This window comes from Pedobacter hiemivivus (genome assembly GCF_005144565.1).
GTDB classification, from domain to species: Bacteria; Bacteroidota; Bacteroidia; order Sphingobacteriales; family Sphingobacteriaceae; genus Pedobacter; species Pedobacter hiemivivus.
On sequence record NZ_SWDX01000001.1, the window covers coordinates 908977 to 922537 of the forward strand.

The 13561-nt window shown below is 37.5% G+C and carries 9 protein-coding genes; 5 read left to right on the forward strand and 4 right to left on the reverse strand.

Annotated features, from left to right (window positions below; genetic code table 11):
- Nucleotides 1-137: 137 nt before the first annotated feature.
- On the reverse strand, nucleotides 138-1526 hold the full coding sequence (lpdA, locus tag FBD94_RS03525; RefSeq protein ID WP_131609762.1) for a dihydrolipoyl dehydrogenase: 1389 nt from the start codon (nucleotides 1524-1526) through the stop codon (nucleotides 138-140).
- A gap of 333 nt (nucleotides 1527-1859) precedes the next feature.
- Between lpdA and FBD94_RS03530 the strand changes: the two genes are divergently transcribed.
- Nucleotides 1860-5036 (forward strand): TonB-dependent receptor, encoded by a 3177-nt coding sequence (locus FBD94_RS03530; RefSeq protein WP_131609763.1) that lies wholly within the window; start codon nucleotides 1860-1862, stop codon nucleotides 5034-5036.
- Nucleotides 5037-5330: 294 nt separating this feature from the next.
- On the opposite strand, the gene FBD94_RS03535 is transcribed toward FBD94_RS03530, so the two are convergent.
- The gene (locus tag FBD94_RS03535; RefSeq protein WP_235884359.1) at nucleotides 5331-5867 is read right to left on the reverse strand and encodes an RNA polymerase sigma factor; all 537 of its coding nucleotides are present in this window, start codon (nucleotides 5865-5867) and stop codon (nucleotides 5331-5333) included.
- A gap of 346 nt (nucleotides 5868-6213) precedes the next feature.
- Here FBD94_RS03535 and FBD94_RS03540 point away from each other — a divergent pair, with 346 nt between their 5' ends.
- Entirely contained in the window at nucleotides 6214-6522 is a 309-nt protein-coding gene (locus FBD94_RS03540) for an RNA recognition motif domain-containing protein (protein WP_136879077.1), read from the forward strand.
- 67 nt (nucleotides 6523-6589) lie between these two features.
- On the opposite strand, the gene FBD94_RS03545 is transcribed toward FBD94_RS03540, so the two are convergent.
- Nucleotides 6590-7816, reverse strand: coding sequence for an ROK family transcriptional regulator (locus tag FBD94_RS03545; RefSeq protein WP_131609766.1), 1227 nt, complete (start codon nucleotides 7814-7816; stop codon nucleotides 6590-6592).
- 422 nt (nucleotides 7817-8238) lie between these two features.
- On the opposite strand from FBD94_RS03545, the gene FBD94_RS03550 reads away from it, so the two are divergent.
- Entirely contained in the window at nucleotides 8239-9045 is an 807-nt protein-coding gene (locus tag FBD94_RS03550; protein ID WP_136879078.1) for an alpha/beta hydrolase, read from the forward strand.
- A gap of 35 nt (nucleotides 9046-9080) precedes the next feature.
- Nucleotides 9081-10274 carry a copper amine oxidase gene (locus FBD94_RS03555; protein WP_136879079.1) on the forward strand — a complete coding sequence of 398 codons (1194 nt, stop codon included), beginning with the start codon at nucleotides 9081-9083 and terminating at the stop codon, nucleotides 10272-10274.
- Here the strand turns inward: FBD94_RS03555 and FBD94_RS03560 are convergent, their stop codons facing one another.
- Nucleotides 10275-11495 (reverse strand): ROK family transcriptional regulator, encoded by a 1221-nt coding sequence (locus FBD94_RS03560; protein ID WP_169472201.1) that lies wholly within the window; start codon nucleotides 11493-11495, stop codon nucleotides 10275-10277.
- Between the two features lie 143 nt (nucleotides 11496-11638).
- Between FBD94_RS03560 and FBD94_RS03565 the strand changes: the two genes are divergently transcribed.
- Nucleotides 11639-13522 (forward strand): beta-N-acetylhexosaminidase, encoded by a 1884-nt coding sequence (locus FBD94_RS03565; protein WP_136879080.1) that lies wholly within the window; start codon nucleotides 11639-11641, stop codon nucleotides 13520-13522.
- Nucleotides 13523-13561 lie beyond the last annotated feature (39 nt).

Below are 13561 nucleotides of genomic sequence, written 5' to 3' on the forward strand. Positions count from 1 at the left end.
GTTTTAGGATTAAAGATTAAGGAACAAAGAGTAAGGATTAAAAGAATAAAGATAAAAAGAAAAGGAGCAAAGATTTGAACATTTAGTCCTTAATCTTTGCTCCTTTATCCTTATTCAATATAAGCTTCTTTGCTTAACTACAAGTGAATCACTTCACCATAAGCATCAGCAGTTGCTTCCATAATGGCTTCGCTCATTGTTGGATGCGGGTGTACTGATTTTAACATCTCATGACCAGTAGTTTCTAATTTACGGGCGACAACAATTTCTGCAATCATTTCCGTAACGTTAGCACCAATCATGTGAGCGCCTAGTAATTCGCCATATTTAGCGTCATAGATCACTTTTACAAAACCATCTTTTACACCAGCAGCACTAGCTTTACCTGAAGCAGAGAATGGGAATTTACCAATCTTCACTTCATAACCAGCGGCTTTAGCAGCTTTCTCAGTATAACCTACAGAAGCAATCTCTGGACTGCAGTAAGTACATCCAGGGATGTTGTTATAATCTAAAGGCTCAGGTTTATGACCAGCAATTTTCTCTACACAGATGATACCTTCAGCAGAAGCAACGTGCGCAAGCGCTTGTCCTGCAACGATATCACCAATTGCATAATAACCTTTTACCGAAGTGTTGTAAAATTCGTCAACTACAACTTTACCTTTTTCTGTTTTAATACCTGTTTCTTCTAAACCAATGTTTTCAATATTTGCAACAACACCAGCGGCAGAAAGTACGATATCACACTCTAAAGTTTGCATACCTGAAGCTGTTTTAACCTGAACTTTACAGCCAGCACCACTTGTGTCCACAGATTCAACACTTGACGAAGTCATGATGTCAATACCTGCTTTTTTGAAGCTGCGCAACAATTGTTTAGAGATATCTTCATCCTCAACAGGAACTACATTGTCCATAAACTCAACAATGGTAACTTTAGTTCCAAGCGTAGCGTAGAAATAAGCAAACTCAACACCAATAGCACCAGAACCAACAACAACCATTGATTTTGGTTGCTCAGGCAATACCATTGCTTGTCTGTAGCCGATCACTTTTTTACCGTCTTGTTTAAGGTTAGGTAATTCTCTTGATCTTCCTCCAGTAGCTAATATAATACTGGTTGCTGTATATTCTTTCTGAGAACCGTCAGCAGCTTTAACCTCTACTTTATTTCCAGGTTTAGCTTTTCCGGTGCCCATGATCACATCAATTTTGTTCTTCTTCATTAAGAATTGAACACCTTTGCTCATGCCATCAGCAACACCACGACTGCGTTTAATAACAGCAGCAAAGTCTGCTTCAGCTTCAGCGGTTTTAATACCGTAATCAGCAGCATGGTTAATATATTCAAATACTTGAGCACTTTTTAATAATGCTTTAGTAGGTATACAGCCCCAGTTAAGGCATATTCCACCCAAAGATTCGCGTTCAACTACTGCAGTTTTTAAACCCAACTGAGAAGCTCTGATCGCAGCCACATATCCACCAGGACCGCTGCCTATTACTATTACATCGTAGTTCATATCTTTAATAAAGGAATTTAACTTAGTAAAGCGCCAAAATTAAAAAAAAATGTTCATTAAATCTGCGTTCCTAGATTTCGATTGTGCGATTTCTTTGTTAAGTATAGTTTATGTACTTATTTCAGATTTTGTGTTTATGTAGAATTGTTACAAATAATTGACAAACCGTTAGTTATATATTTAAGCTATATGTTAAATGTTGAAAAGTATTGGTGTTATTAATAATTATTTAACATTGAAAATGAAATGCGTGCATAATAAATATTTAATTTTGCAACATATTTTTAGTTATATCATTTAAAAGAAACATTATTAACTAACGCAAAGAAAAGAATGAAGAAATCTTTACTATTTAAAATTGTAGCAATTGTTTTTGCTTTCGTTGGAATTATTTCCACAGCAAATGCACAGGTTACCACGTCCGGTTTAAATGGAACCATTACTGATGCAAAGGGGGCGATGCCTGGAGCCACAGTAATCGCTATCCATAATCCAACTGGAACAAAGTATGTAGCTACATCTAATACAGATGGTCGTTATAACTTTGTGAACATTAACACAGGTGGCCCTTACACCGTAACTGCTAGTTATGTTGGTTACAAAGCAGAGAAAATTGAAGGTATTTATCTTAAGTTAGGTGAGACTTTCACGCTTAGACTTAAGTTGACAGAAGGCGGTCAGGATTTACAGGAAGTACAGGTTATTGGTAAAAACAGCACTGTATTGAATAGTAAAAGAACTGGTGCAACGACAACAGTGACTGAAAAGCAATTAGAGACTATGCCTACAATAAGCAGAAGTCTTTCTGATTTCACACGTTTAACGCCGCAAGCCAACGGAAACTCTTTTGCCGGATCTAATAATCGTTATAATAACATTACGATTGATGGTGCTGTAAATAATGACGTTTTTGGTTTATCTTCAAATGGTACTCCAGGTGGTCCGGCAGGTACTCAGCCAATTTCACTGGATGCGATTCAGGAAATTCAGGTATTAGTTGCTCCTTATGATGTTACTCAAGGTAACTTTACAGGTGGTGGTGTGAATGCTATTACTCGTTCAGGAACAAATGAAATTGAAGGATCTGCTTATTTTTTCGGCAGAAATCAGAATACTATTGGTAAAAGTGTTGATGGTTTAAATACCAAAGCAACTCAATTCTATAACAGAACTTATGGTGTGCGTGTTGGATTGCCAATTGTTAAAAACAAATTGTTTTTCTTCGTAAGTGGAGAAATGACCCGTGTTCAACAACCTACTACTTTTAATGCAGGTGATGTAGGATCGGTTATCAACCCCACTGATGCGCAAAAAATCGCGGATTTCATGAAGAAAGAGTATAGCTATGATGTAGGAGGTTTTGGTGAGGTTCAAACTCAAACACAAAGCAATAAAATATTGGCGCGTTTAGATTGGAATATCAGTGATAAACACCAATTGACACTACGTCATAACTATATCGACGCTTTTGATGATAACTTAACAAGAAGTGGTTCAGGATTCCGTTTTGGTAATAATGGTTACAAATTCAGTAACAATCAAAACGTATCTGTATTAGAATTAAGAAGTCGTTTCAATCAAAACCTATCGAATAACTTAATTGTTGGTTATTCAAGAATCAGAGATAGCAGAGATCCATTAGGTGTATTGTTCCCTCAAATTCAAATCAATAACTTTAATAACGTTTCCACACAGTCTGTAACTTTTGGTACTGAGAGAAGTTCTGCAGCGAATCAGTTAGATCAGGATGTATTCGAATTTACAGATAACCTTAAGTTATTCGCAGGTAAACATACTTTTACTTTAGGTACGCATAACGAATTTTTTAAATTCAGAAATCTATTTATTAATAATGTAAATGGATCATGGCAGTATAATAATATTGATGATTTCTTGGGTAAAAAACCTAACAGAGTTCAGGCTGCTTATTCAATTGTTCCTGGTGATGATCGTCCTGCAGCTGAGTTCTCTGCAGCTCAATTGGGATTCTATTTCCAGGATGAAATTGAAGTTGATGAGACGTTCAAGTTAACGGCTGGTTTAAGAGTAGATGTACCATTATTTTTTGATAAGCCATTGGCCAATCCTTTGGTAGCTTCAACATTCCAGGGAATGGCAACAGATAAATTGCCTAGCGGACAGTTGCTTGTTTCACCAAGAGTGGGCTTTAACTGGGATTTACTTGGCAACAGAAGTGTACAAGTTAGAGGTGGTATCGGTTTATTTACCGGTCGTGTTCCATTTGTATGGATGGCTAACCAGTTTACTAATAGTGGTCTACTATATGGTAGTGTTGACCGGACTAATTCAATCCCTAGTCCACTTGCTTTTGTTCCAGACCCTAATAAACAAAATACAGCAGGTGCTGCTGGTACGAATTATGAGGTAAATCTTTTGGCTAATAATTTCAGAATTCCTCAAACACTTCGTTATAGTTTAGGAGCAGATATTAAATTGCCTGGTGGTGTATTGGCTACTGTTGATGGAATCTACTCTAAGACCGTAAATAATGTGGTTTATAAGAACATCAATATTCTAGGAACTACAGGTGCTATCGCTTCAGATCTTTCAGGTGGTCAGGATAAAAGACCCGCTTATGCTTCTGGAAAAGTAAATTCAACTTTTACAAATGTTCTTTTACTTGAGAACTCAAGCAAAGGATCATCATATAGCTTAACAGGTCAGTTGTCTAAATCATTTGATTTTGGTTTAAGTGCAATGGTTGCCTATACTTATGGTAAATCGGAAGATGTTAACAGTGGTTTAAATAGTACGGCTTTCTCTAACTGGCAGTTCAACCAAATCGTTGCTGATGCAAATAACCCAGAACTTTCGTACTCTAATTTCGATCTTAGACATCGTATAATCGGTAACTTGTCTTATGGTGTTAGCTACGGGAAAAACAAAACTTTCGGTACTTCAATTTCGATGTTCTATGTAGGTAAATCTGGTGCACCATATACTTACCTTTATTTTGGTGATGTTAACAATGATAGTGCAAACCAGAATGATTTGCTTTATATTCCAAGAAATGCAAGTGAAATTAAACTGGTACCTTACTATACCAGAAGTTCTACTGGTGTAATCAGCATTACTCCAAATACGCCAACTCCGGCTGAACAATGGACAGCACTTGATAATTACATTTCAAATGATCCTTATTTAAGTTCACGTAGAGGTCAGTATGCAGAGCGTAACGGTTCGAAAATGCCTTGGGAGCATCAATTTGATGTACGTATCATGCAAGATCTTGGTGGTATGATTCATGGTACTAAAAACAGGTTACAATTATCAATTGATATTATCAATTTTGGTAACCTGCTTAATAAGGACTGGGGTAGAACTTATTTTGTTACTAATAGTGCTTCTACACTTGTTAACTATAGTACAACGAATAGTGCTAATAGAGGCTTCAATTTTAAAGCCCCTGCTGATAACAGAGCATATAGCGTATCTCCATTTGCTTCAAGATGGCAAGGACAAATTGGTATTAGGTATTTATTCAACTAATCATCAATTTTTATAAAGCAAAAGCCCTGTTTCTGATAAAAGGAAACAGGGCTTTTGCTTTATATACGTTTTCTTCAGTATAGATTAATCTCGATATATGGGATGCTAAGTAATACCTTTTGGACTCCTTCGGTAAGGCTTCGGGTATGCGTTTACCTTAAAAGGCCTCTTAAAGGGCTGCCAAAGGCCTTTCATTGGATTGTTAGTCCTACGAGGTGCCTACGATATGCCTATGGTACTCCTTATTCGGTCCTAGCCCTAAACAAGGCTTCTCGAAGGATCTCTTAATGTCTTTTACGATACCATTAGCCTTCTTTTTAATACCTTAAGCCCATTGTTGATTTGTTTAGAAACATTGTTTTCATTGGTGTTTAATTTTTCCGCGATCTCCTTATAGGAAAGTTGATTTTTTCTGCTCAGCTCAAAGATCTCCCTCATTTTTGGCGGCAGAGCAGCGATTTCCTGATTGATATGTGCGCTACAGTCTTTTTCCCTGACCAAGGCATCTGTTCCGCTGCTTTTATTGGTAACTATAAAACTTTTTGCAGCGCGCATGTATTTTGTTTTTACTTCTTGATGGAGATAAAGATCCAATATGCGGTTCTTCATTAGGGTGTATAGGTATCCGGTTAGGTTTGTTGCAGTTAATTGGATCTCTCGTTTCATCCAGATCTTAGTGAAAATTTCTTGTAATATATCCTTCGCAAGGTCTGCGTCATTTAGCTTTTTTCTAGCGTGCACAAAAAGTAATTGAAAATATCTATTGTATATCTCTGTGTAAGCATTATGATCTGAAGCTTGCAATAGCTGGACTAGCTTTGCGTCTGACAAAATTTTATAATTAAAATCTAGCATACCTTGAGCTCCTTTCTAAAGATTAAGTCAAGATTGAATAAGATCTTGCTCAGTTTGTTGGCTGTTTTTTTAATTCGGTTCATGGTTTTACGTGGTTAGACGCTTTTGGTAAAGGATTAAATAACTGTTTTCGTTAATTCAAATATAATTAAAAACACTAAAAGTGTTATTTATTTCTATTTAATTAATATTTTGAAGTTTAATCTTAGATCTTGGCTTTGTAACCAATATTTTGACGGAGATTAGAAAAAGGTTGTTGACGATTTTCAAATTGTGCAGTATCGATATAATCTTTACTTTTATGGCGTAAATCTCAGTTGTTATGGTAAAAATTTTTGTTGGGGGGCTTAGACCCGATGTTTCTGAATTGGATCTTGTGATGTATATAAGTCTTTATGCTCAGGTAAATACCATAAAAGTTGTGCGTGATAAGGTAACCAAGAGGTGTAAAGGTTATGCGTTTTTGGAGATGGCCAGTCAGGCAGAAGCTGAAAAAGCTGTTTCAGTATTAAATGGAGAAACGTTTAGCGGGCAAGTGCTTAATATTAAGATCTCTGAAGAACCGGCTCCGGCACCCAAAGCTTATGTGAAAGCAAATAAACCTTATGCGAATAAGCGACCAAGAAGTTAATCTCGGGCTAGGATAGGATTGGTATTTATGGGGTAATTAAAGATAAACTACCCCATTAAATAAGTTATTAAGATAAGGACAATAAGCGGTTGCGGACTAATAAGCATGCGCCGATCAATCCTGCGCGTTCGCCTAGTTTAGACATTTTTAAGATCGTGTCTTGATTAACCAGACTTAGCGAATATTTATTAATTGCACTTTTTATAGGAAGTCGAATGTATTCTTCAGTAGCTGCAAGGCTTCCGCCAAGAATTACCAGCTCTGGGTTAAATAGGTTGATGAGCAAAGCTATACCTCGTCCCAGGTTTTCTCCTATTTTGGCAATCAGTTCTATCGCCAATACATCATCATGATTGGCAGCACTAATGATATCTTCCATTTTTATATCATCCGGATTAACATTGTTTCGTGTTAAAATCGACGAAGAGCCTTCTCGTAATCGCTCTTTAAACATTCGTGTTAGCGCCCATCCCGAAGCTTCTGTTTCCAGACAGCCTTTCTTTCCGCAGTGGCAGATGATTTCGTTGTTGAATAAAGGGATGTGGCCAAATTCGCCTGAATAACCAGATTTACCATAGTAAAGTTGTCCATTTACCAGGATGCCTAATCCAATACCATGATCAAGATTTAAGAATAATACATTTTTTTCTCCGTTAACTACTCCGGCAGAGAATTCACCATAGGCCATGGATTTTGAATCATTCTCCAGAAAAACGCGAATACCTATTTTTGATTCCAGAATTTTGGTTAGTGGCTCTTCATTAAAATAAAAGAAACTATAGCTATAGCCGGTGGTGTAGTTAATTCTTCCAGATAAGTTGATGCCTATACCTAATATCTTTTCTCTTGGGGTGCTTAGATCTTTAATGAAATCATTAATAAGGCTGCACAATGCTTCTAGCGACTCCTTGTTATTGTCAAGGTTATAAGGAAGGTTTTCGGCTACCTTGATCAGATTTTTCTGTAGGTCCGATAGACCGATATTAATGTGGTTCTGTTTAATGTCTACCCCGATAAAAAAGGCAGAGTCGGGAACTAGTCCGTATAAATTAGGTTTACGGCCGCCTGTAGAATCTATTTTTCCATAATCTTTGATCAGGCCATCCTGTATTAAATCACCTAATAGAGCGGTAATTTTTGGGGCACTTAGATTCAGTTCTTTGCAGAGGTCTGCAATAGTTGCATTACCTACATTAGCAAAGTAGCTGAGTACTGTTTTTTTTAGGCTAACATTTTTGTATGCAACACCAGTTATATTCTCGCTGTTTAATTCTTCGAAAAAAGTTTTCCCCATCTTATTTTTTACAATTTTTTCCTCTGTTTGTTCGTGTACGAATAGTATGATTGCTGCAAATTAATGCTAATTTATTTATAATCAACACAAACTTCGGGTGTTTTGTATAAAAGGTGGAGGCCGGTTAATTTGAAGAGAAGGCCTGTTTTTGGCTACTAATGATATTAACTATGTAAGTTGACTATTTGTATTGTGGAATTAATTAAAGTAGATTTACTTTGTAATAATTTATAATAAAAAAATTAAAGTTATTAAAATATATTTATATTCACCTGCCCTTAGGCATTTCGTGGTTGAGTGTTTGGGTGCTTGCTATTTGTAAGTTTTGAATTATTAATAAATAGCTACGTATTGTTAAATTAAATAGTTTGTTTGAAGATAGTGTGTTATACATCTTTATAATAAAAATTAAAATGGGAGGTATGAGTCAATTGAAAGGGGCGTTGTTATTGGTTTTGGTATTTTTCTTCCTGTCGGTAAAGGGGCAGGATTTGATGGTGTTGAAGTCTAAGAACTTAAAAACGGATGATAGTGTGTTAGTTTATAAGCCAGCCGTTTATGATGTGAAGGTTAAATATCCAGTTGTTTACCTTTTGCATGGACATTCATCTAATTTTAGGGCCTGGCCTAGATTGGCTAACCTGCAGGGGATGGCTGATACTTATAATTTTATTTTGGTTTGTCCAGATGGTCTAAAGAAAAGTTGGTATATCAATTCGCCTAAGGCTGATAGTTTGCAGTATGAAGATTTTTTTATGAAGGAGTTGATGCCGAAAATTAACAGTACTTATAAGACAGATAAGGGGAAGGTTTTTATTACTGGAGCTAGCATGGGTGGATTCGGCGCAATGTATCTCTTCTTAAAACATCCTGATGTTTTTTTAAGCGCAGGAAGTACTTCTGGAGTACTTAATTTAAGGTATTCTGGTTTTAAGAAGACAACAATTGCTTATTTGTTGGGTTCATATTCCGATGAGAATAAAGCTTTTGATGAATTTTCGCCTGTAAATAGGTTGGAAAGTATAAAGGACTTGAAGAAGACGCTGATTTTTGATTGTGGTACTGAGGATTACCTGTACATCGCTAGTAACCAATTCAGGAAGAAATGTGATGAATTAAAAATTAAAGCTACTTATATTACACAGCCAGGTGGGCACACGGGTACGTATTGGTCTAAAAGTATTAAAGCTCATTTTAGCTTTTTTGCTGAATTGGCCAATAAGGGTTAATGATATTGTTTAACACAAACACACAAATTAAATATATGGAATACAAAAACTTAAAAATTGCATTAGGCTTGGCGCTGGTTTGCAGTACAATGCAGTTAACCGCGCAGACTGTTAATCGCGAGGATTCGGAGAATTTATTGAAAGCAAAACAAGGGAATGTTGTTTTGATGAAGGAGTTTTTTACGGTTAAGCCAACAGATATTAAATACAACAAGGTGGTTTTACCTGGCCCTCAGTTTATTATTTCTGACGATCCTGAATACATTAGGATACCCGAGGCTATTGCTTTGAAAGAAGCTGTGGCGCCAGGTGCGGTGAGGTTGTATGTTTATAATGTCAATGGGGTAAAGGAGCCGGTAAAGATTGATCGTAAAATTACTGCGGTTATAAAAAATACAGGTAAGCAGAAAATGCATATCCGTATGGTAAAGTATTCTTCGCAAAAGCCTAGTGCAAACTACTTTCAGATTGGTAAGCAGGGTTTAGCGGATTATTTTGCTTCAAAAGGTAGTGAGCAGATTCGTGTAGTTGCACCGGGTGAGGCGATTGCTATAGATGAGCAATTGGAACGTAATGTGGTAAAGTATGATGAGCTGACGCATGGTTTTTATGATTTTGTGATTGATCAGCCAGGAGAGATTAGTGTGATTCAGACTGATCTTAAAACACCTGGTCCGGTCGCGCTTAAAAGAATTAAAACAGTAATTCCTACAGGGCATAAAAACGCAGGTCGTGGTTTGTTTGGCGTAAGTAATTACAAAGTTACGGCTACGGATGTGTTGGATACTAAAAATGGAGTGGCCGAAATTATTGTAGCTGATGGGATTAAAGACCCATGGGTGCTTGGTGTTGAAGGTACAAGCGGTAAAGAATCTACTTTGGCTGGAAATTATGGCGTGATGTATAATATAGAGTTGAAATGGAAAAGTACGGATGGTAAGGGTTTGGCGCTGGTTACCTGGAATTCACGCTCTGCGGATAATCAATGGTGTAACGGTATGGCGGCGACAATGGTAGTAAGTAAAGGAAAGTTTAATGAGGGGATTATTCAATTGCCAAGTGATCGATTGGTGACTAAGGCTGCGCCTGAGGCAATATTGGTGCAGGTATTTCCTCCGGCGAAAAATGGCGAAGAGCAAACCATTAAGTTGACTTATTCTCCGCCCGGTGCTTCATGTCTTCCAACTCCATTGGTATTTATTCCAGTGGATATGAATACTTTGAAATAATTAAATAGAATATTCTAGGAGTCTTTTTCTAACAAGGAGGCAGGCGCCCATAACGCCTGCTTCTTCACCTAGTTTGGATAGCTTCAATTGGGTGTCGCTATTTACCAGGCTTAAAGAGTATTTGTTCACCGCACTTTTTATCGGCAGGTGTAAATGTTCACCGGTTAGGGCTAGTGCACCTCCAAGAATAACAAGCTCAGGATTGTAAATGTTGATCAATAGTGCGATGCCTCGGCCCAATTTTTCACCTATTTTCGCTAACAGCTCAATAGAAAGTACATCATCGTTATTTGCTGCATTGATGATGTCTTGCATTTGTATATTGTCATTTATACCTTTGTTTAATGAGCTGGATGAGCCTGTGGCTAGCTTCTCTTTAAACATTGCGATTAATGCTCTTCCGGAAGCTTCAGTTTCCATACATCCTTTTTTTCCGCATTGGCAGATGATTTCGTTGTTGAATAATGGAATGTGACCAATTTCTCCAGCAAATCCAGATTTACCATAATACAATTCGTTATTGATCATTACGCCCATTCCAAGACCGTAATCTAAATTTAGAAACAATACGTTTTTCTCTTCTTTAACTACGCCGCAGTTAAATTCGCCATAAGCCATAGCTCTGGAATCATTTTCTAGAAAAGTTTTTAAGTTCAGTTCTGCTTCCAGTAATTTACTTAAAGGGTCTTCATTGAAATGGAAGAAGCTGTAGCTATAGCCGGTAGCGTAGTTGATTCGTCCGGAAAGGTTTAGTCCAAGTCCTAGTATTTTATCTTTCGCAATTGCAGCTTCCTTGATGAAATTTCTAATCAAATCACAAAGAGCAGCTAGTGATTCTGCTGTATTATTTAAGTTGTAGGGAACATCTTTGGAGATTTTGATAAGCTTTTTTTGTAAGTCAATCAATCCGATGTTGATGTGGTTGTGTTTTACATCTACCCCAAGAAAAAATCCTGAGTCGGGTACTAATCCGTAGATATTTGGTTTTCTCCCACCTGTTGATCCCACCTTTCCAAAGTCTTTTACCAGTCCGTCGGCAATAAGTTCAATAATTAAGGTGGTCACTTTTGGAACACTTAGATTGGTTTCTTTACAGAGTTCCGCAATGGTTGCGTTGCCGGCATCCGCAAAATAAGAGATGATCTTTTTTCTGATGTGTATGTTCTTATAGGCGACTCCGGTTAGGGTATCGCTGTTTTCGTCGAAAAAATCGATTTTCATATTTTGGTAGTTGTTTTGGTAAAAGATTTATAATACAATCTTATTAAAAAATATTAATAAATCTCTTCAATTTGCATCAAAAACTTATAGATTTACACAAAGTTAAATAAAAACACTCAGCTTATCCGTATATCGTAATCCAGATGATTAAAATTGTACTAAAACTAATTGGCAAAGTAGTGATGGTTCTTTGCCTGTTTGTCCTTTCTCTTGCTTGTTCTGCACAAAACAATGTATTTAACCTTATTCCGCAACCTGCTCATTTAGAAAAAGGGAATGGTGTTTTTATTTTGAATGCAAATACGGTTATTGTTCCGAATGAAAACGATAAAGGCGTGGGGGAGTTGTTGGCTTTGAGGTTGAGATCGCTAACGGGTTCTGATTTAAAAGTGGTAAAATTTGCTACTAATAATGTAATTCGCTTTATATCGGATGCAAATATAAGAGGTGGGAAAGAGGCTTATCGGTTAGAGATTACTCCTAAAACTGTGGTTATTAAAGCGAGTCAGCCAGAAGGTTGGTTTTATGGGATGCAAACTTTAGTGCAGCTTTTACCGATGAAATTGAAACAAGCGGATGCTAAGTTGGGTATAAAAATCCCTGCAGTTAAAATTGAAGATGCTCCGCGCTTTCAATGGCGGGGCTTGATGGTAGATGTGAGTCGTCATTTCTTTTCTAAAGAAGTGATTAAGCGATATATCGAGCAGATGTCTAAGTATAAAATGAATGTGTTGCATTTGCATTTGACTGACAATCAGGGTTGGAGGGTTGAAATTAAAAGCTTGCCAAAGTTGACTGAAGTGGGGGCTTGGAGGGTGCCGCGTACGGGGTATTGGCGAAATCAGAAAGCGCCAGAGCCTGCGGAGCAAGCTACAGATGGCGGATTTTATACACAGGATGACATTAGGGAATTGGTGGCTTATGGGCAAAAGCATTTTGTAGAATTGGTTCCAGAGATTGATGTGCCTGGGCATAGTTTAGCATTAATAGCTTCCTATCCGGAGCTTTCTTGTACTAAGAACAGTCAGCAAGTGTTGGCTGGGGATCCCTGGAATGCTTCGCGTACAAATGTGGTTTGCGCGGGTAATGACTCTGTTTTTGTGTTTTTAGAAAAGGTGATTGCTGAGTTGGCGGATTTGTTTCCGTCTAAATATATACATATTGGTGGTGATGAGGTTTCAAGAGCATATTGGGATAAGTGTCCGGTATGCCAGCAAAGGATTAGGGATGAGCATTTAAAAAGTGCAGAAGAGTTGCAATCCTATTTTCTGAAACGTGTTTCTAAAATTGTGCTTTCGAAAGGTAAAAAGCCTATGGGCTGGTATGAAAATCTGCCTGGCGGTCTCCCAGAGGAGATGGCGGTAATGAGTTGGAAGGATGATAAAGGTGGGATATTGTCTGCTAATAAAGGTCAGCAGGTAGTGATGACGCCGGCAGCTTATACTTATCTTGATTTTTATCAAGGGGATCAGTATCTGGAGAATGCTATTTTTACTGTAAATAGATTGAGTACTACCTTTTTATTTGATCCCTTGCCTAAAGGTATTGAGGAGAAAAATGTAATGGGGGGACAGGGCAGTTTGTGGACAGAACAGGTGCCTAATGAGCGAAAATTGCAGTTTATGACCTGGCCTAGGGCTTTTGCGTTGAGTGAAACGTTGTGGTCTGGAGCTGGTAAAAGCAGTTGGACTAATTTCATCAGTCGTGTAGAGTCGCATTTGCCGATGTTGGATAGGGATGCTGTTAATTACTCAAGGTATTTTTACGATGCAGTTGTTTCTGGTGTTAGAGGGGTTGATAAGGCGCTTTTGGTAAGTCTGACTACTGAAGTTGAGGGGCTTAAAATCTATTATTCTTTTGATGATACAGATCCGGATCCTTATTACCCGGTTTATACGGGGCAACCCTTGCGTATTCCTAAAGGAGCGCAAAATATACGTGCCGTTACTTATAGAGATGGTATTCAGGTGGGGAGGTTGATGAAGATTCCGGTTGCTGAACTGGAAAGACGAACTCCTGCTAAATAAAACAAGTTATTGGTGTTGTTTGGTGTCTTTTTATTTAAA